This window comes from Massilia sp. MP_M2, from assembly GCF_039123635.1.
Classification (GTDB): domain Bacteria; phylum Pseudomonadota; class Gammaproteobacteria; order Burkholderiales; family Burkholderiaceae_D; genus Telluria.
On sequence record NZ_JBCHJF010000015.1, the window covers coordinates 58,327 to 83,858 of the forward strand.

At 62.4% G+C, this 25,532-nt stretch carries 22 protein-coding genes; 12 read left to right on the plus strand and 10 right to left on the minus strand.

Features of this window, described 5'->3' with window-relative positions:
* Window positions 1-93: 93 nt before the first annotated feature.
* Window positions 94-951 carry a pyruvate, water dikinase regulatory protein gene (locus RCH14_RS23210; protein ID WP_343028470.1) on the minus strand — a complete coding sequence of 286 codons (858 nt, stop codon included), beginning with the start codon at window positions 949-951 and terminating at the stop codon, window positions 94-96.
* A gap of 196 nt (window positions 952-1,147) precedes the next feature.
* On the opposite strand from RCH14_RS23210, the gene ppsA reads away from it, so the two are divergent.
* The 3 genes from ppsA to RCH14_RS23225 all read left to right on the plus strand — a co-directional run bounded on the left by ppsA (window position 1,148) and on the right by RCH14_RS23225 (window position 5,068).
* Window positions 1,148-3,580 (plus strand): phosphoenolpyruvate synthase, encoded by a 2,433-nt coding sequence (gene ppsA, locus RCH14_RS23215; protein WP_343028471.1) that lies wholly within the window; start codon window positions 1,148-1,150, stop codon window positions 3,578-3,580.
* Between the two features lie 92 nt (window positions 3,581-3,672).
* Window positions 3,673-4,095, plus strand: a complete 423-nt coding sequence (locus RCH14_RS23220; RefSeq protein WP_343028472.1) for an NfeD family protein — start codon at window positions 3,673-3,675, stop codon at window positions 4,093-4,095.
* 52 nt (window positions 4,096-4,147) lie between these two features.
* On the plus strand, window positions 4,148-5,068 hold the full coding sequence (locus RCH14_RS23225) for a stomatin-like protein (RefSeq protein ID WP_332531614.1): 921 nt from the start codon (window positions 4,148-4,150) through the stop codon (window positions 5,066-5,068).
* Window positions 5,069-5,081: 13 nt separating this feature from the next.
* Here the strand turns inward: RCH14_RS23225 and RCH14_RS23230 are convergent, their stop codons facing one another.
* Window positions 5,082-7,265, minus strand: coding sequence for a TonB-dependent receptor (locus tag RCH14_RS23230; RefSeq protein ID WP_343028473.1), 2,184 nt, complete (start codon window positions 7,263-7,265; stop codon window positions 5,082-5,084).
* 120 nt (window positions 7,266-7,385) lie between these two features.
* Here RCH14_RS23230 and RCH14_RS23235 point away from each other — a divergent pair, with 120 nt between their 5' ends.
* The 3 genes from RCH14_RS23235 (at window position 7,386) to RCH14_RS23245 (ending at window position 10,379) form a co-directional block, all read left to right on the plus strand.
* Entirely contained in the window at window positions 7,386-8,552 is a 1,167-nt protein-coding gene (locus tag RCH14_RS23235; protein ID WP_343028474.1) for a PepSY-associated TM helix domain-containing protein, read from the plus strand.
* Complete coding sequence (locus RCH14_RS23240) at window positions 8,549-8,740, plus strand: hypothetical protein (protein WP_343028475.1); 192 nt, start codon at window positions 8,549-8,551, stop codon at window positions 8,738-8,740. Before RCH14_RS23235 ends, RCH14_RS23240 begins: the two co-directional genes overlap by 4 nt.
* Before the next feature lie 184 nt (window positions 8,741-8,924).
* Window positions 8,925-10,379, plus strand: coding sequence for a Ppx/GppA phosphatase family protein (locus tag RCH14_RS23245; RefSeq protein ID WP_343028476.1), 1,455 nt, complete (start codon window positions 8,925-8,927; stop codon window positions 10,377-10,379).
* Here the strand turns inward: RCH14_RS23245 and RCH14_RS23250 are convergent.
* Window positions 10,376-10,843, minus strand: a complete 468-nt coding sequence (locus RCH14_RS23250) for a histidine phosphatase family protein (RefSeq protein WP_343028477.1) — start codon at window positions 10,841-10,843, stop codon at window positions 10,376-10,378. The two genes, RCH14_RS23245 and RCH14_RS23250, sit on opposite strands and share 4 nt — an antisense overlap.
* Complete coding sequence (gene ppk1, locus RCH14_RS23255; RefSeq protein WP_343028478.1) at window positions 10,815-12,965, minus strand: polyphosphate kinase 1; 2,151 nt, start codon at window positions 12,963-12,965, stop codon at window positions 10,815-10,817. Before ppk1 ends, RCH14_RS23250 begins: the two co-directional genes overlap by 29 nt.
* 156 nt (window positions 12,966-13,121) lie before the next feature.
* Between ppk1 and lepB the strand changes: the two genes are divergently transcribed.
* Window positions 13,122-13,793, plus strand: coding sequence for a signal peptidase I (gene lepB, locus RCH14_RS23260; protein ID WP_343028479.1), 672 nt, complete (start codon window positions 13,122-13,124; stop codon window positions 13,791-13,793).
* A 117-nt stretch (window positions 13,794-13,910) separates the two neighbouring features.
* Window positions 13,911-15,104 carry a multidrug effflux MFS transporter gene (locus RCH14_RS23265; protein WP_343028480.1) on the plus strand — a complete coding sequence of 398 codons (1,194 nt, stop codon included), beginning with the start codon at window positions 13,911-13,913 and terminating at the stop codon, window positions 15,102-15,104.
* Between the two features lie 160 nt (window positions 15,105-15,264).
* Here RCH14_RS23265 and smpB read toward each other — a convergent pair whose 3' ends face one another.
* A complete protein-coding gene (smpB, locus tag RCH14_RS23270) occupies window positions 15,265-15,714 on the minus strand; it encodes an SsrA-binding protein SmpB (protein ID WP_343028481.1) in 450 nt (149 codons plus the stop codon).
* A gap of 96 nt (window positions 15,715-15,810) precedes the next feature.
* Between smpB and RCH14_RS23275 the strand changes: the two genes are divergently transcribed.
* Both RCH14_RS23275 and RCH14_RS23280 read left to right on the plus strand, forming a co-directional pair.
* Window positions 15,811-16,242, plus strand: coding sequence for a type II toxin-antitoxin system RatA family toxin (locus tag RCH14_RS23275; RefSeq protein ID WP_332531625.1), 432 nt, complete (start codon window positions 15,811-15,813; stop codon window positions 16,240-16,242).
* A complete protein-coding gene (locus RCH14_RS23280; RefSeq protein ID WP_343028482.1) occupies window positions 16,235-16,567 on the plus strand; it encodes an RnfH family protein in 333 nt (110 codons plus the stop codon). The genes RCH14_RS23275 and RCH14_RS23280 overlap by 8 nt, the downstream gene beginning before the upstream one ends.
* Here the strand turns inward: RCH14_RS23280 and RCH14_RS23285 are convergent.
* Window positions 16,539-17,069 carry a DUF4124 domain-containing protein gene (locus RCH14_RS23285; protein ID WP_343028483.1) on the minus strand — a complete coding sequence of 177 codons (531 nt, stop codon included), beginning with the start codon at window positions 17,067-17,069 and terminating at the stop codon, window positions 16,539-16,541. The two genes, RCH14_RS23280 and RCH14_RS23285, sit on opposite strands and share 29 nt — an antisense overlap.
* A gap of 149 nt (window positions 17,070-17,218) precedes the next feature.
* On the opposite strand from RCH14_RS23285, the gene guaB reads away from it, so the two are divergent.
* Window positions 17,219-18,679, plus strand: a complete 1,461-nt coding sequence (guaB, locus tag RCH14_RS23290; RefSeq protein WP_343028484.1) for an IMP dehydrogenase — start codon at window positions 17,219-17,221, stop codon at window positions 18,677-18,679.
* Window positions 18,680-18,846: 167 nt separating this feature from the next.
* Entirely contained in the window at window positions 18,847-20,457 is a 1,611-nt protein-coding gene (gene guaA, locus RCH14_RS23295; RefSeq protein ID WP_343028485.1) for a glutamine-hydrolyzing GMP synthase, read from the plus strand.
* Window positions 20,458-20,607: 150 nt separating this feature from the next.
* Here the strand turns inward: guaA and RCH14_RS23300 are convergent, their stop codons facing one another.
* The 4 genes from RCH14_RS23300 to RCH14_RS23315 all read right to left on the minus strand — a co-directional run bounded on the left by RCH14_RS23300 (window position 20,608) and on the right by RCH14_RS23315 (window position 25,513).
* Window positions 20,608-20,874 carry a PAAR domain-containing protein gene (locus RCH14_RS23300; RefSeq protein WP_343028486.1) on the minus strand — a complete coding sequence of 89 codons (267 nt, stop codon included), beginning with the start codon at window positions 20,872-20,874 and terminating at the stop codon, window positions 20,608-20,610.
* 49 nt (window positions 20,875-20,923) lie between these two features.
* Window positions 20,924-22,306: a T6SS immunity protein Tli4 family protein gene (locus RCH14_RS23305; protein ID WP_343028487.1), complete on the minus strand. Its 1,383-nt coding sequence runs from the start codon at window positions 22,304-22,306 to the stop codon at window positions 20,924-20,926.
* A gap of 181 nt (window positions 22,307-22,487) precedes the next feature.
* Complete coding sequence (locus RCH14_RS23310; protein WP_343028488.1) at window positions 22,488-23,864, minus strand: T6SS immunity protein Tli4 family protein; 1,377 nt, start codon at window positions 23,862-23,864, stop codon at window positions 22,488-22,490.
* Entirely contained in the window at window positions 23,861-25,513 is a 1,653-nt protein-coding gene (locus RCH14_RS23315; protein WP_343028489.1) for a hypothetical protein, read from the minus strand. The genes RCH14_RS23310 and RCH14_RS23315 overlap by 4 nt, the downstream gene beginning before the upstream one ends.
* Window positions 25,514-25,532 lie beyond the last annotated feature (19 nt).

Sequence of the window (25,532 nt, forward strand, 5' to 3'; positions counted from 1 at the left end):
AAACTAGAGCGACCTCAATTGGATGAGGTCGCTCTTTTGAGGTCGCTCTTTCAATGGGCAATTGCTCAATAAATCGACTCTGACCCTAATTGTTCAATATTCGCGGCGGTCGGGGGCGATTTCTTGCAGGATCGTCGTGGCGATTTCTTCGATGGACTTTGTCGTTGACGAGAGCCAGCGGATGCCTTCGCGGCGCATCAGGAGTTCGGCTTCGTTGACTTCGTAGCGGCAGTTTTCGATGGAGGCGTATTTGCTGCCGGCGCGGCGTTCGTTGCGGATTTGCGATAGGCGTTCGGGCGCGATCGTCAGGCCGAACAGCTTGGCCTTGTACGGCGGCAGGTTGCTGGGCAGGCGGCCGCGTTCGAAGTCGTCCGGGATCAAAGGGTAGTTTGCCGCTTTCAGGCCGTATTGCATGGCCAGGTACAGGCTTGTTGGCGTCTTGCCCGAGCGCGACACCCCGACCAGAATGACATCGGCGTCAGCCAGGTTCTTGTGCGACTGGCCATCGTCGTGCGCGAGCGAGAAGTTGATGGCTTCGATGCGGTTCTTGTACTCTTCGCTGTCGACCGCATTGTGGATGCGGCCAATCGTGTGCGTCGACTTGACGTCAAGCTCTTGCTCGAGCGGAGCGACAAACGTCTGGAACAGGTCCATGTGCATGCCCTTGGCCGAGCGGATCACGCTCGACAGGTCGTGCTTGACCAAGGTGGAAAACACGATCGGGCGCTGGCCGTGCAGCGCGAAGCTGTCGTTGATGCGCCGCGCCGCGTCGTGCGCTTTGTCGATGGAGTCGATGAAGGGCAGGCGAATCTGCCGGAAGCGCATTTCGAACTGGCTCAGCACGGCGTGACCGAACGTCTCGGCCGTAATGCCGGTGCCGTCGGAGACAAAGAACACGGTACGTGATGGGGCCGGGGCCAGTGCGGGCAGGGACTGGGGATCGTCGATCATGGTCGGTTTGTTAAGCTTTGCTGACAGAGTTGCATGTAAAGTGCGCTGCACATCCCCGTGTCGCGGGGTAGAATGCTCGGCAACGGATTTTGCATTGTGCTGCACGCGGGCCAGAATAACAAGAATACGCGAATCACGCCCCGCCTTGCACCGATGCGCCAACAGGTTTCCATCATCAAGTAAGGTGTTTTTTATCATGACCAATCCAGCTACTGCAGCGATCCAACCCGGGCAGGCCGACAGCGTCTACGTGGCGTCGTTCGAAGACCTGCGCATGACCGACGTCGAGTCGGTCGGCGGCAAGAACGCGTCCCTCGGCGAAATGATCAGCCAACTGGCCGGCGCCGGCGTGCGCGTGCCGACCGGCTTTGCCACCACGGCCGATGCGTTCCGCGATTTCCTCGATCACAGCATCGACGGCGGCGCGTCCCTGGGCGAGCGCATTGCGCGCCGCCTCGACAATCTCGACATCGACGACGTGCGTTCGCTGGCCGTCGCCGGCGCCGAGATCCGCGAGTGGATCGTCGCCACGCCGTTCCAGCCGCGCCTCGAACAAGAGATCCGCAACTTCTACGAGCGTCTGTTTGCCGATTCGGAAACCGAAGTCTCGTTCGCCGTGCGTTCGTCGGCCACCGCCGAAGACTTGCCGGATGCGTCGTTCGCCGGCCAGCAGGAGTCGTTCCTGAACGTCGTCGGCATCGACAACGTGCTCGAGGCGATGAAGCACGTCTTCGCGTCGCTCTACAACGACCGCGCGATTTCGTACCGCGTGCACAAGGGCTTCACCCACGCCGAAGTCGCGCTGTCGGCTGGCGTGCAGCGCATGGTGCGCTCGGACACCGGCGCGGCCGGCGTGATGTTCACCATCGACACCGAATCGGGCTTCAAGGACGTCGTGTTCATCACCTCGAGCTACGGCCTGGGCGAGACCGTCGTGCAGGGCGCCGTGAACCCGGACGAATTCTATGTCCACAAGCCGATGCTCGAAATGGGCAAGTCGGCCGTCATCCGCCGCAATATCGGCTCCAAGCTGATCAAGATGGAATTCACCGCCGAAGCCAAGGCCGGTCGCTCGGTCAAGACCGTCGACGTGCCGATCGAAATGCGCAACCGCTATTCGCTGGTCGAAGAAGAAATCATCGAGCTGGCCAAGTACGCCGTCATCATCGAAAACCACTACGGCCGTCCGATGGACATCGAGTGGGGCAAGGATGGCCGCGACGGCAAGCTGTACATCCTGCAGGCGCGTCCGGAAACCGTGAAGTCGCAGCAGAAGTCGACCGACGCGCAGCAGCGCTTCCACCTCAAGGGCACCGGCACCGTGCTGACCCACGGCCGCGCAATCGGCCAGAAGATCGGCGCCGGCCGCGTGCGCGTGATCAGCGACCCGTCCGAAATGGACCGTGTCCAGCCGGGCGACGTGCTGGTGGCCGACATGACCGATCCAAACTGGGAACCGGTCATGAAGCGCGCAGCAGCCATCGTCACCAACCGCGGTGGCCGCACCTGCCACGCGGCGATCATCGCGCGTGAACTGGGCGTGCCTGCGGTCGTCGGCTGCGGCGATGCGACCGACGTCCTCAAGGACGGCACCCTGGTCACCGTCTCGTGCGCCGAAGGCGACGAAGGCATGATCTACGACGGCCTGCTGGAAACCGAAGTGACCGAAGTCGCGCGTGGCGAACTGCCACCGATCAAGACCAAGATCATGCTCAACGTCGGTAACCCGCAACTGGCCTTCGACTTCCAGTCGGTTCCCAACAGCGGCGTTGGCCTGGCGCGCGTCGAGTTCATCATCAACAACAATATCGGCGTGCACCCGAAGGCGATCCTCGAGTACCCGAACATCGACGCCGACCTCAAAAAAGCCGTCGAATCGGTCGCGCGCGGCCACGCGTCGCCTCGCGCCTTCTATGTCGACAAGCTGGTCGAAGGCGTCTCGACGATCGCTGCGGCGTTCTGGCCAAAACCGGTCATCGTGCGCCTGTCCGACTTCAAGTCGAACGAGTACAAGAAACTGATCGGCGGTTCGCGCTACGAGCCGGACGAAGAAAACCCGATGCTGGGCTTCCGCGGCGCGGCGCGTTACCTGGCCGACGATTTTGCCGAATCGTTCGCGATGGAGTGCACGGCCATGAAGCGCGTGCGTAACGACATGGGGTTGAGTAACGTCGAGCTGATGATCCCGTTCGTGCGCACGCTCGGCCAGGCCGAGAAAGTGGTGAACCTGCTGGCCAAGAATGGCCTGGTGCGTGGCGAAAACGGCCTGCGCCTGATCATGATGTGCGAAGTGCCATCCAATGCGATCCTGGCCGATCAGTTCCTCGAGTTCTTCGACGGCTTCTCGATCGGTTCGAACGACCTGACCCAGCTCACGCTGGGCCTGGACCGCGATTCGGGCATGGAGCTGCTGGCCAAGGACTTCGACGAGCGCGATCCGGCGGTCAAGGCGCTGCTGTCGCTGGCGATCAAGGCCTGCCGCGCCAAGGGCAAGTACATCGGCATCTGCGGCCAGGGTCCATCGGACAATCCTGATTTCGCGCAGTGGCTGGTGGAAGAGGGCATCGAGTCGATGTCGCTCAATCCTGACTCGGTGATCGACACCTGGCAGAAGCTGGCAAAGATGTAAGCAAGGGCGGGCACACAGTGCTCGCAAAGCCCCCGCTATCCATTTCGGGTAGCGGGGGTTTTTTTATGACCATCACAAGAAGGAGACATACCATGGCCGACTGGACCTATTGGCTGATCGGGGCCGGGATATTGATCGTGGCCGAGCTGTTCATCGGCACGTTCTACCTGTTGATGATCGCGCTGGGCCTCGTCTTCGGCGCGCTGGCCGCCTGGCTGGGTGCGAGTGGCGCGCTGCAAACCTTGATTGCGGCGGCGATCGGCATTGCGGCCACGCTGGTCTTGCGCCGCACGCGCTTTGCCCGCAGCGGCCGGCGCCCGGCCGCGAATGACCCGAGCATCAACCTCGACATCGGCCAGCGCGTCACTGTGCCGCAGTGGCATGGCGGGCGTGCGCGCGTGATGTACCGCGGCGCGTTGTGGGACGTCGAACTGCGCGCCGGCCAGGACGCGCAGCCGGGCGAGCATGAAATCGTCGAAGTGCAGGGCAATCGCCTGATCGTGGCACGGCAGTGATGCTGCCTCGTCCCATCCAATCCGGATCTACACCAACTTCAAAGGGAACCCCATGGAATCGACCTTCAGCATCGTCGCGCTGATCATCTTTGTCATCGCGCTGGTCTTCGTCTTCAAGACCATCAACGTCGTGCCGCAGCAGAACGCCTGGGTCGTCGAGCGCCTCGGCAAATACCACGCCACGCTGGCGCCGGGCCTGAACATCGTGGTGCCGTTCGTCGACCGCGTCGCCTACAAGCACAGCCTCAAGGAAATCCCGCTCGACGTCCCGCCCCAGGTCTGCATCACGCGCGACAACACGCAGTTGCAGGTCGACGGCATCCTGTACTTTCAGGTGACCGATGCGATGCGCGCGTCGTACGGCTCATCGAACTACCTGCAGGCGATCACGCAACTGGCCCAGACCACGCTGCGCTCGGTGATCGGCAAGATGGAACTCGACAAGACGTTCGAAGAGCGCGACCACATCAACACCCACATCGTCAATGCGATCGACGAATCGGCCGCCAACTGGGGCGTGAAGGTGCTGCGTTATGAGATCAAGGACCTGACCCCGCCGGCCGAGATCCTGCATGCGATGCAGGCCCAGATCACGGCCGAACGCGAAAAGCGGGCGCTAATCGCCGCGTCGGAAGGGCGGCGTCAGGAGCAGATCAATATCGCCAGCGGTGAACGCGAGGCGTCGATTGCGCGCTCGGAAGGGGAGAAGCAGGCAGCCATCAACCGCGCGATGGGCGAGGCCACGGCGATCGTCGCGCTGGCCGAAGCCAGCGCGTCGGCGCTGCGCCAGGTGGGCGATGCAATCCAGTCGCCGGGCGGTATGGACGCCGTCAGCCTGCGCGTGGCCGAGCACTACGTGGATGCGTTTGCCAACCTGGCCAAGACCAATAACACGCTGATCGTGCCGGCCAATATGGGCGACATCAGCACCGCCATCGCCAGCGCCCTGCAGATCGTCAAGGCGCAGCGATGACGGTAACAGCCGCTTAGAACCCGACCGTCGCCGACAAGGCCACGGTGCGCGGCGCCGCCAGCACCAGGTAACCCGAACCCGGATAGCCGCCGGCCGAGGCCCAGTAGTTCTTGTCAGCGACGTTGTCCACGCGGGCGCGCAGCGTCAGGTCACGGTCCATGAAGGTCGTGCGGTAGGTCGCGCCCAGATCGACACGGGTCCACGACGGCAGCTTCTGCGTGTTGGCGCCATCGGCGTACTGGGTCGCCGTGTAGACGGTGCGGGCGTTCAGTGCCAGCCCCTGCACGCCCGGCACATCCCAGTCGGCGCCGATGTTCAGCTGCGTTTTTGGCACGCCGATCGCATCTTTGCCCTGGTTCCTGCCGCCTTCCGTCATGCGCTGCTCGGCGTCGATCAATGTCAGGCCGCCCAGCACGCGCAGGCCGCGCACCGGATTGCCGAACATCGACAGCTCGACACCGCGATTGCGCTGCTCGCCGAACACGCCGAACACGCGGTCCTGCACATAGCCGCCAGGCTGGCTGGTCGAGAACACGGCGGCGGTCACGCCATAGCGGCCACTGTCGTACTTGACGCCCGCTTCGCGCTGGCGCGATACGTACGGTGCGAAGACCTGGCCCTGATTGTCGATGTTGACGCCGGAGGCCACGGCGCCGCGCTGCAAGCCTTCGCTGTAGTTGGCGTACACCGACAGATCCTTGCGCGGCTTGTAGACGACCGCGGCGAACGGGGTGTTCTCGCTGGCCTCATAGGCCGAGTTTTCCAGGCCAGTGCCATAGTCGTAGCCGTAGTCCTTGAGGCGCTGGTGGCGCAGGCCCAGGTTGACCAGCACCTTGTCGTCCAGCAGCGACAGCGTGTCGGCAATGGCGAGGCTCGACAGGATCGCCTTGGATGTCACGCCCGGGTTGGCCATGTTGCCGGCAGTGAAGAACGACGCCGACGGCGGGGCCACGTCACGTGGCGTGTACACGTTCGACGCAAAGCCGGCGAAGTCGCTAAAGCCGTAGGCGTTGCGCGACTCGCTGTGGAAGCCCGAGGCCGAGGCGCTGAGCATGTGCTTGATGAAGCCGGTGCGCAGCGCGCCGCGCACGCCGACTTCGCCGGTGCGGACCTGGTCCTTGCGGATATTGTCGAAGCGGGTCATGGTGCCGTCGCCATTGGCGTTGTTGACCGTGATCGACGACAGGATGTTGTATTCCTGGCCGCTGCGCGCGCCCAGTGCGGCCCAGGCGACGGCGCCGCCGGCCAGGTCGACTTCGGCGCGCACGGTGCCGAAGGTGTGGCGCTCTTCCGAGATCGTCCATGGCTGGGCGAAATTGCGGTCAGCGCTTGGTGCGGCAATCATCGGGGTGGTGGCGCCCAGCGTCACGCTCGGCCGTGCATTCGTCAGTTCGTGGTCCTGCGCGCCGATATCGGCCGACAGGCGAAAGCCACGGCCGCGGTAATCGACGCCCAGCGAATACACGCTCAGTTCGCGGCCTTCGCGATCGACCGCGGTGTCGCCATTGCGGTGCGCGACGTTGATGCGCACGCCGGCGCGGCCTTCCGGCCCGAAGCGGCGGCCCAGGTCGATGGCGCCATAACCCTGGCCGCCCGTCTCGACGCCGAGCGTGACTTCGCTCAGGTCCTGGTTCGGGGCGCGCTTGGGCAGCAGGTTGATCGAGCCGCCGATGCTGCCACCGGCAGGGGCTGCGCCGTTGATGAAGCTGTGGGCGCCGCGCAGCACTTCGACGCGTTCGACCAGTTCGGTCGCGACGAACTGGCGCGGCAGCAGGCCATACAGGCCGTTGTACGCGGTGTCGTCCGAGCCGACCGCGAAGCCGCGGATCATGTACAGCTCCTGGTAGTTGCCGAAGCCGCGCGCCACACGCACTGACGGGTCGTTCTGGACCACGTCGGCCACGCTGCGCGCCTGCTGGTCCTGGATCAGCGCATGCGTGTAGTTGGTGCTGTTGAACGGTGTGTCCATGATGTCGACGTTGCCCAGCAGGCCCAGGCGGCCGCCGCGCGCGACCTGGCCGCCGGCGTAGGCGGCCGGCAGGCCCTGTGCCGATGCGTCGGCCGACGCGCTGATAACGACGGTCTGGACGGTGCCGTCTGCCGTGGCCGGCGCGCCGTCCTGGGCGAATGCGGTACCTGCAACGAGGAGTGCGGCGGCGCATGCGGCCGGGGTCAGGGCGAAACGGCGAGTGTTCATCTGAAGCAGTCTGTATGAATGGTGGGTAGCGCGCATTCTATCTGCACGCCTTGCCAATGTAAATGAGAACGATTATTATTCTGAACTCATTGAATCCTGCCATAGGCACGCGCAACCATCATGTCACCCGTCTCCCTGCGCCGCTGGGGCTGGATCCACAAGTGGAGCAGCCTGATCTGCACCATTTTCATGCTGCTGCTGTGCCTGACCGGTCTGCCGCTGATCTACCACCACGAAATCGGCCACCTGCTCGGCACCGAGGTCGAGCCGCCCGTGCTATCGAGCCCGATGCCGCAGGGGAATGTCGACGCCGTGATCGCGTCGGCCAAGGAGCTGTACCCGGCCAAGAAGCCGATGTTCATCTCGCAGGAAGCTGACGTCCCAGAGATCTGGAACGTCACGCTGGCTGACCACATGCACGACGACGATTACAAGCCGATCGCGGTCGACGCGCGCACCACGAAAGTGATCACCGAGCCGGCCTTCGAGGGCGGCGTGTTCATGTCGACGATGCTGGCGCTGCACGTCGACCTGTTCATGGGGCTGCCCGGGATGCTGTTCCTGGGCTTCATGGCCTTGCTGCTGCTGGTGGCCATCGTCAGCGGCGCCGTGCTGTACTCGCCATTCATGCGCAAGCTCGATTTCGGCACCGTGCGCAAGGAACGCAGCGCGCGCCTGAAGTGGCTCGACATGCACAATCTGCTGGGCATTGTCACGCTGGTCTGGCTGTTCGTCGTCGGCGGCACCGGGATGATCAATACCTGGGCCGACCTGATGTACAAGTACTACCAGAAGAACGAGCTGGCGCAGATCCTCAAGCAGTACGAGGGAAAGCAGCCGCTGCCGCATACGGCATCGGTGCACGACGCGATCGAGACGGCAAAAGCGGCGCTGCCGGGCATGCGCGTGGCGTTCGTGGCGTTCCCGGGCACCGATTTCAGTAGCGCGCATCACTACGGCATCTACATGAACGGCAACGAGGCATTCAGCTCGCGCATGTACCGGCCGGTGCTGGTCGATGCCAACACGGGCAAGCTGACCGACGCGCCGCAACTGCCGTGGTATCTGAAAGCCCTTCTGGTGTCGCAGCCGCTGCACTTCGGCGACTACGGCGGGCAAGCGATGAAGCTCCTGTGGGCGCTGCTCGATATCGCCACCATCATCCTGCTTGGCACGGGTCTGTACCTGTGGCTCAAGCGCGGCAAGACGGGCAACGCCACCACCAAGGTCGCCGCGCACGCGCACCCGCTACCGGCCACGCCCACACTCACCGGAGAACGATCATGATCCGCACACCATTACAAGTCTGGGGCGCGCCGATCGTGCTCGGCATCCTCACCACGATCGGCCTGATCTCGGCGCTGCTCGGCGACGGCATCTGGGACGCCGTCTCGGCCGTCGCACTCGGCATCCCGTGCGTGCTGGGCTTCTGGTTCAGCATGCGTCGCACGCCGACACCGCGCAGCGCGGGCTAGGCGCGGGCTAAGCGCGGGCTAAGCGCGGGCTAAGACCCGCGCGACACAACAAGGGGCGCGGCGCGAGGATTCGCGCGCGCTGCGCTTGGCCGCACACCGACCCAGGCTGTATACTTGGTCCCTTGAGGATATCGGGCGCGGCGTCTTGCCCGCGCCGGTATCCGGTCATCATCGAAAGGGCCTCATGTTTGCAGCAGTCGACCTCGGGTCCAACAGCTTCCGCCTTCACATCGGCGAGCCGGCCGGCGGCCGCATGCACATCGTGCGCACCGCGCGCGATCCGATCCGCCTGGCGGCCGGTCTCGATGCCGACAACATGCTCAGCGAAGCGGCGATGCGCAGCGCGATCCGCTGCCTGCAAGAGTTCCGCAAAATCCTCGACGAATACCAGCTCCACGCCGTGCGTGTCGTCGCCACCAACACGATGCGCGTGGCGAAGAATGCCGACCTGCTGCTGCCGCTGGCCGAGAACGCGATCGGGCACCCGATCGACATCATTTCGGGCGAAGAAGAAGGGCGCCTGATCTACATGGGCGTGGCGCGCGCAATCGAGCGCCACGACGAGCGCCGTCTGGTCATCGACATTGGCGGCGGCTCGACCGAAGTCATCGCCGGCACCGGGGCCGACATCGGGCTGGTCGAATCCTTCGGCATCGGTACCCAGCCCCAAACGCTGGCGTACTTCCCGGACGGGCGCATCACGGCGCACAACTTTGATGCCGCCGTCACGGCCGCGCGCGCGCGCTTCGAAGACGCCGCCTCGCTGTACCACGCCAAGGGCTGGGACTCCGCCTACGGCTCGTCGGGCACGATGCGGGCGATTTCCGAAGTCATCTCGCGCAATGCCATCGGCGATGGCACGATGTCGCAGCACAGCCTGCAGGCACTGCGCGCCGTCCTGCTCGAGCTGGGTCACGTGGACGCGTTCGTGCTGCCGGGTGTCAAGCGCGAGCGCGTGCCCGTGATGGTCGGCGGCCTGACGGTCCTGATCGGCGCGATGCAAGAGCTGAAGGTCGAGCGGCTCACCGCGATTAATGCAGGCCTGCGCCTTGGCGTGCTGTCCGATCTCGAATTGCGCGCGAACCGGCGCGACCGGCGCGACGCCGCGATCCGCGCCTGCATGGGGCGCTTCCGGGTCGATAGCGGGCGCGCCCTGCGTACGGTGGGCATCGCGACGCTGCTGTTCGAACGCCTGCAACCGCAGGGCGAGACCCACCGGCCGTACCTGGCCTGGGCCGCGATGCTGCACGAAATTGGTCTGGCGATCTCGATGAGCGGGTCGCACAAGCATGGCGCTTACATCGTCGAACACGCCGATCTGGGCGGCTTCACGACGCGCGAGCAGCGCATGCTGTCCACGCTGGTGCTGGGTCAGAAGGGCAATCTGCGCAAGATCCGCGAAACGCTGGTCGAGGCAGATCTGGCCAAGGCCGTGCTGGCGCTGCGCCTGGCGATCGTGTTGATGCACGCACGCGCCGACGACGACATCGCCGGCCTGCGCCTGCGCATGCGGTCACGCATCGACCTCGATCTGCCGGCGGAGCTGATGCGCAAGCACCCGACGCTCGCGCCCTGGCTCGAGAAGGAAGTGCTGGCCTGGAGTGAGGTCGGGGTGCCGTTCCAGGTGCGCCAGCTTTAACGCAGCTTGCCGATGACATCCGGCCCGGCGACGAGGCGGATGTACGGCATGCCGTCGCTGGCCTTGTGTTCGATCCAGAACACGCCGCCCTTGCGGATGCGCCAGTCCTGCTGTTGCCCGCACAATAACAGCGACGCCACTTCACCCAGCAACGGCTGGTGACCCACGACCAGCACCGGCTGCCGGTGCGTTGGCCAGCCGCAGGCCTCGATGATCGCTTCCGCGCTCGACGCGATGCCGAGTGCCTCGACCACCTTGTAGCGCCGCCCCAGTGCATCGGCAGTCTGCACGCAGCGCGTGGCGGGACTGACCAGGATGCGGCATTCGTGCGGCAGTGTGCGCTCCAGCCAGGCGCCCATGCGGGCGGCGTGGCGCTGGCCTTTGGGCGTGAGCGCGCGCAGTTCATCGGGCAGGTCAAGCGTGCCCGGCTCGGCTTCAGCGTGGCGCCAGAGGATCAGTTCCATGATCGGTTTCCTTGTTGGGGGCGCTCTCGGCGCCCAGCATGTCCATCAACACCTGCTGCGCACTGTAACCAACCTGCTTGCCGCGCGGCCGGCGGCGGCGGTAGCGACCATCGCTGCCCAGGTCCCAGGCGTTGACGTTGTCCTTCAGGTAGGGCAGCAAGCCTTCGCGCATGATGCGGCGCTTGAGCAGCGGCGCGCGGATCGGGAACGCCACTTCCACCCGGCGGAAGAGATTGCGGTTCATCCAGTCGGCGCTACTCAGGTACGTGTCGTGGCGCAGGTCGTTGCGGAAGTAATAGATGCGCGTGTGTTCCAGGAAGCGCCCGACGATCGAGCGCACCTTGATATTCTCGGACAGGCCTTCGACGCCCGGGCGCAGCGCGCAGGCACCGCGGATGATCAGATCGATCTTCACGCCCACGCACGAGGCGTCGTACAGTGCCTTGATCACCGATTCGTCGGTCAGGGAATTCATCTTGGCGATGATGCGCCCCGGTTTGCCCTGTTTCGCCAGTTCGGTTTCGTTGCGGATCGCGCGCACGATTTCCTTGTGTAGCGAGAACGGCGCCAGCCAGATGCTGGCCAGCTGCTTGGGCCGCGTCATGCTGGTCAGGTGGATGAACACTTCGTTCACATCCGACGTCAGGTCGTCGTCGGAGGTGAGGATGCCAAAGTCGGTGTAGAACTTGGCGGTGGTGGGGTTGTAGTTGCCGGTGCCAAGGTGCGCATAACGACGCAGGCCACTTGGTTCGCGGCGCAGCACGAGCGCCATCTTGGCGTGCGTTTTCAGGCCCACCACGCCGTACACGACCTGCGCGCCGGCCTTCTCGAGCTTTTCGGCCCAGTTGATATTGGCTTCTTCGTCGAAGCGCGCCATCAGTTCGACGATGACGGTAACTTCCTTGCCGCGCTCGGCGGCCGTGATCAACGCCTCGACGAGTTCGGAATTGCTGCCCGCCCGGTAGATGGTCTGCTTGATCGCCACCACGTTCGGATCGGCCGCTGCGCACTGGATGAAGTTGATCACCGGCTGGAACGATTCGAACGGGTGGTGAAGCAGCACGTCCTGCTTGCGCAGCGCGGCGAACATGTCGGCGCCCGACAGCTTGCCCGGATAGCCCGACACGTACGACGGGAATTTCAGGTCCGGCTGGTCGTGCAGGTTGACGATTTCGAGCAGGCGCCCCAGGTTCACGGGGCCATCGACCGTAAACAGGCGGCTGCGATCGATGTCGAACTGGTTGAGCAAAAAGTCGGCCAGGTGCGCCGGGCACGAGCGGCCCACTTCGAGGCGCACGGCAAAGCCGTACTGGCGGCCATGCAGCTCGCTTTGCAGCGCCTGGCGCAGGTTTTTCACTTCCTCTTCGTCCACCCACAGGTCGCTGTTGCGCGTGACGCGAAACTGCGAGTACGACACCACTTCGCGGCCCGTGAACAGGTCGGCCATGTGCGACTGGATCACCGACGACAGCAGGCAGTACGAGCTGCCAGGCTTGTCCGATAGCTCGTCCGGCAAACGGATCACGCGCGGCAGCACGCGCGGCGCCTTCATGATGGCGATGCCCGAGCCGCGCCCGAACGCATCCTTGCCACTGAGTTCGACGATGAAGTTCAGGCTCTTGTTGATCACGCGCGGGAACGGGTGCGCCGGGTCCAGGCCAATGGGCGTCAGGAGCGGACGCACTTCGCGGTCGAAATACTGCTTGACCCACGCGCGCTGGGCCGGATTGCGCTCGCTGCGGTGCAGGAGGTGAATGCCCTGGTCGGATAGCTGCGGCAGGATCTCCTGATTGAACAGCGCGTACTGGCGCGCGATCAGGTGGCGGCACTCGGCGCTCGCGCGTTCGAGGTCGGCGGCCAGGGTCTCGGGCAGTTCGCTGTCGTTGCGGTCGATCTGGTAGGTGGCGAGCAGGCTGGCCACGCGCACTTCGAAGAACTCGTCCAGGTTGCTCGCCACGATGCATAAAAAGCGCAGACGCTCGAGCAGCGGCACGCTCGGGTCTTCCGCTTGCGCCAGCACGCGGCGATTGAATTCGAGCAGCGACAACTCGCGATTCAGATAAGCGCTGCCGTCGGAGAATTGTTTCAGGTCAGCCTCGGTGGCCTTTTTTTTCATATCCATGGTCTGCGGTCGTAGTCGTCCCGCAATCAGTCTAGTTGTCGAATATGACAGCGTGGTGACACTGCTGTCAGGATTTCATTGTTAACGAAAGGCTAAGCATGGACCGTTGATCGACATTTACCATGGAAGGCTCCATCACCCAATCAGGAGCAGTCCGTGATTAATCTTGTCCGCGCCAACAAAGGCTTTCTGCTGTTTCTGCTGCTGTTCGGCGTATTTCGCACCGCGGTCGCCGACTGGAGTCCGATTCCATCCGGGTCGATGCGACCCAATCTGCTCGAGGGCGACGTCGTCTTCATCAACCGGCTGGCATACGACCTCAAGATACCACTGACTGAACGGCAAGTGGCGCACCTTGGCGATCCTGTTCGCGGCGACGTGGTCGTGTTTTATTCGCCGCGTGACGGCACGCGCCTGATCAAGCGTGTGCTGGCGCTGCCGGGCGACGTGGTCGAGATGCGCGATGACCGCTTGAGCATCAACGGGGAAGGGGCCAGCTACGCGTTGGTCGGGATCGCACGCGAGTCGGCCGGCGGGCGCGAGGTCGACGCTGTCCGGCTCAGCGAATCCGTGGGCGGCGCGCAGCAGCGCGTGCAACTGCTGCCTGGCGTACCCGCGCTGCGCGACATTGCGCCGATGCGCATACCGCCCGGCCAGTACCTGATGCTCGGCGATAACCGCAACAACAGCGCCGATTCGCGCGTCATCGGCCTGGTGCCGCGTGCGAAGCTGCTTGGCCGCGCTGAACGCATCCTGGTGTCGGCTGACTATCAGCACGACTGGATGCCCCGTTTCGAGCGCTTCGGCATGACGCTGCGCACGCGCTGAAAGCAGGGCGGCGGTGAATCGTTGCGGCCGAAATCGATTACAATCGCAGCCCTCCAATGCCCGTCATCCGGCCCCATGCATCGTGCAGCGCCGGCAGGTTTTCCGAAAGCGCCGTCCATGCAAAAACTCCTCACCGTCATCCTCGCCTGCCTCGGCATGGTCGGGGCCCTGGCCATCGATACCTACCTGCCGTCGATGCCGGCCATCGGCGCTGAATTCGCGGTCGGCCCGGTCGCGGTGCAGCAGACGCTGAGCGTGTTCCTGTTCACCTTTGCGTTCATGATGCTGTTCTACGGGACGCTGTCCGATTCGTTCGGCCGCCGCCCGGTGATCCTGACCGCGCTGACGGTCTACACGCTGGCCTCGGTCGGCGCGGCATGGGCGCCGAGCTTCGGCTGGCTGCTCGTGTTTCGCGCGCTGCAGGGCCTGTCGGCCGGTGCGGGCTCGGTGATCGGGCAGGCCATCGTGCAGGACCGCTTTTCGGGCGCGCAGGCGCAGCGCATGATGTCGCACATCATGATGGTGTTCGGCCTCGCGCCGGCCATCGCGCCGATCCTGGGCGGCTGGCTGCACGTGACCTTCGGCTGGCGTTCGTCGTTCGTGTTCCTGGCAGCGTTCGGCGCGCTGCTGATCCTGGTGTGCCTGAAGTTCCTGCCCGAGAGCCTGCCGCGTGCAAAGCGCCAGGCCTTCCATCCCGCGACCATTGGCCGCAACTACGTCAAGGTGCTGCGCCATCCGCAGTTCGTGCTGCTCTCGCTGGCGCTTGGCCTGGCGTTTTCGGGCCTGTCGCTGTACATCGGCTCGGCCTCGAATTTCGTGATGGTGATCCTCGGCCTGCCCGAAACGGCGTTTGCCTGGATGTTCATCCCGCTCGTCGGCGGCATGGTGATCGGCTCGGCCTGGGGCGGCAAGCACGCGCACAAAAGCACGCCGACCCGCATGATGTGGCTGGGCTTTGGCGTGATGGCGCTGGGCTCGGCGATCAATGTCGGCTACAACGCGTTGTTTCCCGCCGTCGTGCCGTGGGCCGTGCTGCCGCTGTTCGTCTACACGTTCGGGCTGTCGGTCGCGCTGCCGGCGATCCAGATCACCGCGCTGGGCCTGTTCCCGGACAACCGGGGCCTGGCCTCGTCGATGATCGGCTTCATCCAGATGATGTCGTTCGCGCTGGTCTCGGGCCTGGTGGCGCCACTGTTGTTCCACAGTGCGCTGCATCTGGCGCTGGGCGTGGCGGCCGGGCTGGCGCTGAGTTTTGGTGCGTGGCGCCTTTCCGTACTGATGGCGGTCAAACCTGCTGTTGTCGTTGCCTGAGTGATGCCAGTGCGACGCTGGCGGTTGGCTGCGCTGCGCCGCGCAGGTCAGGGCGCAAGCGTACGCGTCCCCGGTGCTGTTTCCTACCCATGACCGCGAATTGATCGCGCTGACCGGCGCCCGCGTGCTCAAGTTGCCGGCACGGGACGCGTAGAGCGGCTTAGCGCCGGTTGGTCTTCATCGCCGCATCGACCTCGCGCTTGGCGTCGCGGTCTTTCTCGGTCGAGCGCTTGTCGTGCTGCTTCTTGCCCTTGGCCAAGCCGATCTCGCACTTCACGTTGCCCTTCTTGAAGTGCAGGTTGAGCGGCACCAGCGTATAGCCGGAGCGCTCCACCTTGCCGATCAGCTTATCGATTTCGGCGCGGTGCAGCAGCAGCTTGCGCGAACGCAGCGCCTCGGGATGGCTGAAGCTCGACGTGGTCGTCAATGCACTGACGTGCGCACCGAACAGGTACAGCTCGTTGTCGCGCACGAGCACGTAGGCTTCCTTGATCTGCACCCGCCCTTCGCGGATGGCCTTGACTTCCCAACCTTCCAGCACGAGACCTGCCTCGTAGCGGTCTTCGATGAAGTAGTCAAAAAATGCTTTTTTATTGTCAGCGATGCTCATGAAAAGGCGAAAATTCGCGTGTCGGTTAAACTACTGCTATTGCGCCAACGGTGGCGCCACTTGCAAACGACCCCCATCATAACAAACGGTTGACCAATGGCAGTAGTGCACAAATCAGTTTTCCTCGGCTATAGCGCAGAACAGATGTTCGACCTGGTTGCCAAAGTCGAAGATTATCCCAAGTTCCTCCCCTGGTGTAGTGGCGTCAACATCGTTGAACGCACCGATGACAAGCTCGTCGCGGCCCTGCAAATTAATTTTCATGGCGTCAAGCAAAGCTTCACGACATCGAATCACAACCAGCGCCCGACCCAGATGAAGATGCATCTCGTCGACGGGCCGTTCAAGCTGCTCGAGGCCACCTGGAGCTTCAAGTCGCTGCGCGCCGATGCCTGCAAGATCGAGTTCGACATGCAGTACGAGTTCTCCAGCATGCTCCTGGCACAGATCGTCGGCCCCGTGTTCGGCATGATTGCCAACAGCATGGTCGATTCGTTCTGCAAGCGCGCCGAGGTCGTGTATGGCTGACGGCGCGCCCGCGCCCGCGTTGCTGGGCATCTCGGTCTGCTACGCCAGCGACAAGGTCGAGTGGCTGCGCGACCTGCAGGTAGAAGCCGGCACGACGATCGGCATGGCGATCGAGCGCAGCGGCGTCCTGGAAGCTTTCCCGGATATCAACCTGACGACGCAGCCAGTGGGTATCTACGCAAAGAAGAAGACGCTCGATACGGTGCTGCGCGAGCGCGACCGCATCGAAATCTACCGGCCGCTCGTGGCGGATCCGAAAGAGTCGCGCCGCAAGCGCGCGGCCAAGCGCGAAGGCGCTAGCGGCAGTCCTGCAGCGCCTGATTGACCTGCGCGGCCCGCGTGGCCCGCTCGGCGTCCGTCATATAACTTTTCTGGCCATCCTGGCTGTAGCGCGCGATGCGCGTGCCGGACGCCAGTTGCGCCTGCGTTTCGCGCGCGGCGTTGCAGCGTTCGGCCAACTGGCGCGCACGCTGCGCTTCTTCCTGCGCCTTGAGGCTAGCGTCTTCTTGCGCCTTGGTGCGTGCGCGGTAGGCGGCTTCCTGCTCAGCGAGCGTCGGCGCGCCTTTCGGCGGCAATGGCTTGGCGGCTGGATCGGTGGCCATTGCTTGCGCTGGCGTGGCGGAAGGTGACACGGGCGCCGGTGCCAGTTCGGGATTGACGCGGCTTGGTGCCTTGACGATCTTGCTGGCCGGCGTGCCGGGCGGCGGCGGACGATCCGAATACTGGCGCGTGCCGCCAGGGCCGATCCAGACATACTGGGCCTGCGCGGCGGTAGCGGCCAGGAAGAGCAGGGTGGCGCCAAGGGCGCGGTATGGCATACGCGACATAGAAATTGCTCCTGAGAATTAACAGATTTCGCCACGCTTCGGTCTGGCTGTCAATCGCAAACCGCACCGTCCCAACTAAATTTGGGTCAGGCCGGCGACGGAAATCACGGGTTTCTGTATAATTCGCTTTTGCGCCTATAGGAAATACTATGCGTCTCCTCCAAAAAGCACTCACCTTCGATGACGTGCTGCTCGTCCCGGCCTACTCCAACGTTCTTCCGGCCCAAACTTCCCTGCGCACCAAGCTCACCCGCAATATCACGCTGAACATTCCGCTGCTGTCCGCTGCGATGGACACCGTGACCGAAGCGAACCTGGCCATCGCCATGGCGCAAGAGGGCGGTATCGGCATCATCCACAAGAATCTCCGTCCAGCCGACCAGGCGCGCGAAGTCGCGCGGGTCAAGCGCTTCGAAGCGGGCGTGCTGCGCGATCCGATCACGATTCCACCAACCATGAAGATCCGCGAAGTGCTGGCGCTGTCGCAACAGCACGGCATCAGCGGCTTCCCGGTGGTCGAGGGCAACCAGGTCGTCGGCATCATCACCAACCGTGACCTGCGTTTCGAGGAAGACCTGGAAGCCGAAGCGCGTGCGAAAATGACGCCGCGCGAAAAACTGGTGACCGTGAAAGAAGACGCGGACACGGCCGAAGCCAAGCGCCTGATGAACAAGCACCGCCTCGAGCGCGTGGTCGTCATCAATGACGACTTCGAACTGCGCGGCCTGATCACCGTCAAGGATATCCAGAAGTCGCACGAACACCCGCTGGCCTCGAAAGATTCCCAGGGCAAGCTGCTCGTGGGCGCCGCTGTCGGCGTCGGCGAGCGCGACGAAGAGCGCATCGAACTGCTGGTCGCCGCTGGCGTGGACGTGCTGGTGGTCGACACCGCCCACGGCCACTCGCAGGGCATTCTCGACCGCGTACGCTGGATCAAGGAACGTTACCCGCACGTGGACGTCATCGGCGGCAATATCGCCACTGCGTCGGCCGCGCTGGCGCTGGTCGAAGCGGGCGCTGACGCGGTCAAGGTCGGCATCGGCCCTGGCTCGATCTGCACCACCCGCATCGTTGCCGGCGTGGGCGTGCCGCAAATCACCGCGATCTCCAATGTGTCCGAAGCGCTTGAAGGCACGGGCGTGCCGTGCATCGCCGACGGCGGCATCCGCTTCTCGGGCGATATCTCGAAAGCACTGGCTGCTGGCGCGCACACCGTCATGATGGGCAGCATGTTCGCCGGCACCGAAGAAGCGCCGGGCGAAGTCATCCTGTACCAGGGCCGCAGCTACAAATCGTACCGCGGCATGGGTAGCCTGGGCGCGATGGCCGACGGTTCGGCCGACCGCTACTTCCAGGAAGCGTCGAGCAAAGCCGACAAATTCGTGCCCGAAGGTATCGAAGGCCGCGTTGCCTACAAGGGCAGCGTGCTGGCGATCATCTTCCAGCTGATCGGCGGCGTGCGCCAGTCGATGGGTTACTGCGGTTGCAGCACCATCGAAGAGCTGCGCGAGAAAGCCGAATTCGTCGAGATCACGTCGGCCGGCATGCGCGAATCGCACGTGCACGACGTGCAGATCACGAAAGAAGCGCCGAACTACCGTTCGGAGTAATCGACACGCGACGCGGCCGCAAGCGGCCGCACCCACGTGGCCGCTTGCGGCCGCTTCCGTAGGGTGGACGGCTCTGCCGTCCACGCGTTCAATCAGTGCTGGCTTTGTCTGAACGCGTGGACGCGAAAACCGTCCACCCTACCTAGATTCCTATTGACAGCTATCTCATGCACTCCAAAATCCTCATCCTCGATTTCGGTTCCCAGGTCACCCAGCTGATCGCCCGCCGCGTGCGCGATGCCGGCGTCTTCTCCGAAGTCTTCCCTTACGACGTCAGCGACGAGTTCGTCCGGAACTACGGCGCATCGGGCATCATCCTGTCTGGCAGTCACAATTCGACGCTCGAAGGCGATTCGCCACGCGCGCCGCAGGCAGTGTTCGAAGCCGGTGTGCCGGTGCTGGGCATCTGCTACGGCATGCAGACCATGGCGGCACAGCTGGGCGGCAAGGTTGAAAGCGGCCTGAAGCGCGAATTCGGCTACGCCGAAGTACGCGCGCGCAGCCACACGGCGCTGCTCAATGGCATCACTGACTTCGTCACCGACGAAGGCCACGGCATGCTCAAGGTCTGGATGAGCCACGGCGACAAGGTCCTCGAAATGCCGGACGGCTTCAAGCTGATGGGTTCGACCGACAGCTGCCCGATCGCCGCGATGGCCGACGAAGAGCGCCGTTTCTACGCGCTGCAATTCCACCCGGAAGTGACGCACACGACGCAGGGCGAAGCCATCATCGGCCGCTTCGTGCACGAGATCTGCGGCTGCAAGTCGGACTGGAACATGCCGGACTACATCGGCGAAGCCGTTGAAAAGATCCGTGCACAGGTCGGCACCGACGACGTGATCCTGGGCCTGTCGGGCGGCGTCGATTCGAGCGTGGCCGCCGCGCTGATCCACCGCGCGATCGGCGACCAGCTGACCTGCGTGTTCGTCGACCACGGCCTGCTGCGCAAGGACGAAGGCAAAATGGTCATGGACATGTTCGCCAAGAACCTGGGCGTGAAAGTGATCCGCGTCGATGCCGAAGACCAGTTCATGGGCCACCTGGCCGGCGTGAACGATCCCGAGCAAAAACGCAAGATCATCGGCCGCGAGTTTGTCGAAGTGTTCCAGGTCGAAGCGGGCAAGCTGACCAACGCCAAATGGCTGGCACAGGGCACGATTTATCCGGACGTCATCGAATCGGCCGGTAAAGGTAAAAAGGGCCAGACGATCAAGAGCCACCACAATGTGGGCGGCCTGCCGGAGACGCTGAACCTGCAACTGCTCGAACCGCTGCGCGAACTGTTCAAGGATGAAGTCCGCAAACTGGGCGTCGCGCTGGGCCTGCCGCATGACATGGTCTACCGTCACCCGTTCCCGGGCCCGGGCCTCGGCGTGCGCATCCTCGGCGAAGTCAAGAAAGAGTTCGCTGACCTGCTGCGTGAAGCCGATGCGATCTTCATCGAAGAACTGCGCAACACGCCATTCGAAGCGCCGCAGGTGCCGGGCATCGATGCGGGCAAGGCGCCGCTGAACTGGTACGAAGCGACCAGCCAGGCGTTTGCCGTGTTCCTGCCGGTGAAATCGGTGGGCGTGATGGGCGATGGCCGCACGTATGAATACGTCGTCGCGCTGCGCGCAGTGCAGACGCTGGACTTCATGACGGCGCAGTGGGCGCATCTGCCGCATGCGTTGATGGGCAAGGTGTCGAACCGCATCATCAATGAGGTGCGGGGGATTAACCGCGTTGTGTATGATATTTCGGGGAAGCCGCCGGCGACCATCGAGTGGGAGTGATTCCCGGCTCGGCAGGAGCTGGCAAGCTCTGGCAGTTGAAGTGAACGAAGCCCCTGATGTCAGGGGCTTTTTTCTTTTTGTAACGCAGCATCAGGCTTTTATCGCAGTCCCTGCTGCTCGCCTTGAGCCGGTCCGATCTTCGATGTTCGATCAACCGATCTCGTAGTTGCCGAGTGTCGAGATCAACTGCGCGCCACAACCAGTCTTGTGTCCTGCAAGCGCAACCGGTTTGCCCTCGACGATGTAATCAGCATCGCCTTCCACCACCTGGGTTACGCCATGTCCCGGAATTGGACAACTGCACTGGTCGTCCACGCGCACCACGGCAATGCCGTCCACGAGGTAGTCGCTGGCGCTGGCGGAGATGACCTTGCCGCCGTGGGAGGTTGGATCGCCGAGTCGAATGACGTTGGGCATGGTGGTCCTTTTATGTTGGTGGCGAGGATACGGGCTGTCGTGATGCCTGTTACGCCGGCTTGTCCGTGCTGTCACGCCCGAGCGCTGGTTCTGGGCTGTCTTTCGTACCGTCCTCCATCCGGACGAATTCCCAGACGGTCGGTTTGTTTGTGAGGTCCGGTGTGCCTTTGAGCCGGTCCAGGATTGACGGTTGTTTTTGCACGGATGTTTTCGGCAATATCTGGCCACGTTGAAACCATCGGCTATTGTCCTGCGCAAGTGCGTCCATGCCGCGCCACCAGCCGCTGGCAGGACAGGCTATTCCGCTGTTGGCACGTGTGCCGAGAGCCGCTTGCGCTGGCGCGATCGCTTCAGTTTTAGCCGCCACCACGGGGCGTACACGCAACGAGGACAGCATCTTTTCCCAGAGTGCCAGCGCGTGGGCGTCCGTCAGACTGGAATCGACGGTGGTGCCGGGTTGACTGTTGCCGGTGCTCAGCTCGAATGACATGAGCGGCGTGAAAACGTTGTCGGTTTTATTGTGGACGAGCTCCCACCTGAACGAGTGGCAATAGTTCCCATTGAACTCGTGGACGCGGTCGAGAATCTCTTCCCCGGGCTCGCCATTGAAGGCCCGCGCCCCGCGCCGCAAGGAATGGAAACGGGAACGATTTGCGTTGATAGTTGGTGCGTCGGCATCGCGTTGAAGCAAGGTCCTCGGTGTGGTGATACCGGCTATCGTGCTTAGTGCTATCGACACATCGGGGTACCCATTGAGACCGACAAACATGGTTGTGCGTTCGCTCTGCTCGACCTTTAATGGCTCTGTGATAAATCCGCCGTCGAAACAGAAGCCAGCCTCGGTTGGGATTTCGTTTTCCTCGCGCGATCTGAACTGAGTAACCAGTTTGGTGAGTTCTTGGAGATCGTTGTCATTGACATATTTCATACTCATATTAAAACTGTGCTTTTGCACACGAATCATAGCCTCCGCCTTGATGGCTTCAGTGATTGGTTCATGTGGCAGGCCGGGAATCCACTGCCTGCCGAACACTCGGATCTTGCCGTGCATTCCATGTTTATCAAATGGACGCGTGCTTTCAAGGCTGGGCATCCCTCGTTCATTTTTCTGACCTGATAGCTGAATTTCCCTTTCCTCTAGTCTTGCGGTGAATTGTTCATCCGTCTCTTCGTAGGTCGCGATGCTCCAGCCAGCGACCATCGCGCCCCGGTATGACACTTCGGCGTCGGAAGGGAGGTCGATCAGGAAGCGGCCGACGCACATCGGTTTCATCTTGAGGTCCTTCATTTCAGCCGTCATATTAATCACCTGGTAGTTGAGAAAGGCTGCTTGCACCTTACGCATGAGCGCGATGCAGGCTAGGATGAAGCAGCCAGCGATGATTAGTCTGACCAACCACTTTCCGTGCTTGCGCGTAAGCACTTTGTTCATTTGGCCTCCAGTGCGATTCTCACGATTAATTGCATGGTAAGTGCCAGCATCGACTCATTCGAGTAGCTTCCCTGGTGGCCGTAGCCCCAGGTGCGAAACAGTTGTTTGACGCCTTGCGCCGGTCCCACGCCGGATTGCTGTGGCACCGTAGGGTCCCCGGGCCATCCTGTCATAACGCCTGCTACGCCGGCTTGTCCTTGCTGTCACGCCCGAGCGCTGGTTCTGGGCTGTCTTTCGCACCGTCGTCAATTCGGGCGAATTCCCAGACGTTCGGTTTGCTTGTGAGGTCCGGTGTGCCTCTGAGCCGGTCCAGGAGTGACTGTTGTTTTTGCAAGGAGGCCTTTGGTAATATCTGGCCACGTTGGAACCAGCGCATATTGTCCTGCGCAAGTGTGTCCATGCAGCGCCACCAGCCGCTGGCAGGGCAGGGCATGCCGCTGTCGGTCCGCGTGCCGAGAGCCACTTGTGCGTGCGCGACCGGTTTGGCGGCTACAACCGGGCGCACGCGCAACGAGGACAGCATCTTGTCCCAGAGTGCCAGCGCTTGGGCGTCCGTCAAACTGGAATCGACGGTGGTGCCGGGTTGACTACTGCCGGTGCTCAGCTCGAATGACATAAGCGGCGTGAAAACGTTGTCGGTTTTATTGTGGATGAGCTCCCACATGAATGAGTGGCAATAGTTCCCATCGAACTCGTGGACGCGGTCGAGAATCTCTTCCCCGGGTTCGCTATTGAAGGCGCGCGCCCCGCGTCGCAAGGAATGGAAACGGGAACGATTTGCGTTGATAGTTGGTGCGTCGGCATCGCGTTGAAGCAAGGTCCTTGGTGTGGTGATACCGGCTATCATGCTGAGTGCTATCGACACATCGGGGTGCCCATTGAGACCGACGAACATGGTTGTGCGTTCGCTCTGCTCGACCTTTAATGGCTCTGTGATAAATCCGCCGTCAAAACAGTAACCTGCCTCCGTAGGTATCTCGTTCTCTTCGCGAGACCTGAATTGTGTGGCCAGCTCCGCGAGTTTATTAAGATCGTTGTCGTCGGAATATTCTATGGTGAGATTAAAACTGTGCTTTTTTGCACGGATCATTGCCTCGATCCTGACATTTTCGGAAATTGGTTCATCTGGCAGGCCGCGAATCCATTCCCTGCCAAACACGTGTATTTTGCCGTGCACGCCATTTTTATTGATTTGCTGCGTGTTTTCAAGACTGGGCCCTCCACGCTCGTTCTTTTCGTTAGACAGCTTAGCTTCCTTTTTCTCAACGCGCGTGGCGAATTGCTCGTCAGTTTCCTCATAGGTCGCAATGCTCCATCCGGAAATCATGGCGCCCCGGTACGACACCTCGGCGTCAGCTGGAACGTCGATCAGGAAGCGGCCGACACACATGGGTTTCATTTTGAGGTCCTTCATTTCAGCCGTCATGGTGTTCACCTGGTAGTTGAGGAAGGCCGCTTGCACCTTGCGCATGAGCGCGATGCAGGCGAGAATGAGGCAGGCAGCGATGATGAATTTGACTAGCCACTTGCTGTGCTTGCGCGGAAGAACTTTGTTCATTTGGCCTCCAGGGCGATTCTGACGATGAGTTGCATGGTAAGAGCCAGCATCGACTCATTCGAGTAACTTCCCTGATGGTCATAGCCCCTGGTGCGAAACAGTTGTTTGACGCCTTGCGCCGGCCCCATGCCCGATAGCTTTGGCACCGTACCGTCGCCAGGGCCATCCTGGACAGAATGTGTGAACTGCACGGTGCTGCCATTCGAAAATTTCACCGTGCGGCCACCGGTTTTAGGAGTGCGGCTAATGATCTCGCCTGAAGCGAGCACGCTTTTTTCGGGCGCAGACGCTGTCTTGACTGCGTGCCAGCGGCAGGTGCTAAACGACAGATGAACAGGGTCGTCGCTATAGAAGGCGTAACTGTTAGGATGGTAGTAATCGCCCAACTCGGTCGTGTGGAAATATTCTGCCTGAGTGACTGCTTTCTTTATCGCATTAGCGACTCTGACTGGGCTTTCGAATTTGCCTGCCGGATCAGCCAGCGCCGGATCAATCATGCGATACCACGAGGCCATGTCGCGGTACATATCATAGACATTGCCACTTGGCAGGCTTAAGTGTGCGATGCGCTTCCCTTCACCACTTTCGAAGGTTGCGTACAGCCACGGTTTCGGATACCGGTTGTTTGGCAGAAGCTCGAGTGGCCCGGAGGCGATGGCCATGACAGGGGTGGTATCGTCTTCCCTGCGCCCGGCGATGTCGGCAAATTTACCGCCAACGTAGCCGTCAGCCTCAGTCCCGCAGGCAATGCGCCGGTAGCACACCGGCGCGCCGAGTGCGGGCATGACGCCGTGCACGATGCCCAGAATCTTGTCAGGAATACGCTTGGCGCACGCCCGGGCGACAAGCCCGCCCATCGAGTGCGTTACCAATATGACCTGGCTGCACTGCTGCTTTCTGTCGAGCCAAAATTTGATGATTTCGTCAATGCGTTTTTCCAGACGATCTGCCGATAGAGCATTCGACTGCAGCCAGTTGTAGCCCATGGCGTAGACGGGATAGTGGAACTGGGCGAACTGCGTCAATTGCGCATCGGTCAGTTTGGCGGTGACGTGATCGTCCTCGCGCACATTCCACGAATTACGGTCCCATTTGGCAAGGTAAGACCATTTCGTCATGAGCACGGGCTTCTTCCACACAGGGCGGAACACCGAATTGAGATGCAACTCAAGGTTACCAAGAAGGACGCCGTAGCTGCTGGCATGGACCTGCCCCCAGCCACGTTCTTTCAGTACAGCGGCGTCGAACGGAACGTGCATATCCGGCGTCTCTGGCAATAAACCTCTATCGTCAACGTCCAGCGTCTCGCCATCGAGGATTTGCTGGCGTTGAGCGGGAAGCCGCTTCTCCCATTTGCCGGCCTCAGAGAGTCCCTCCGCACTGCCATTGGGCGGTCGCCAGGCCTCTTCGCCGGGTTTCAATACCTTATTGGCAGGTTTGGCCGGGTCTCTGGTGGCGCACAAGTTGCTGCCCATGATGCCCGGGATGACAATGACAGGAATGACCTTCGATGAAGGAATCTTTAGTAGTGCACGCGTCTTGCAGTCCATCGACGACAAGTGCGCAGTCGCGCGGAAGTTGCCGTCGCAATCCGGTTGCGCAGCGGGCAAAGGGCGGGTGGGTTCAGCTTGCGCATTATTGGCGGACATAATGACGGCCTTTCTAGAT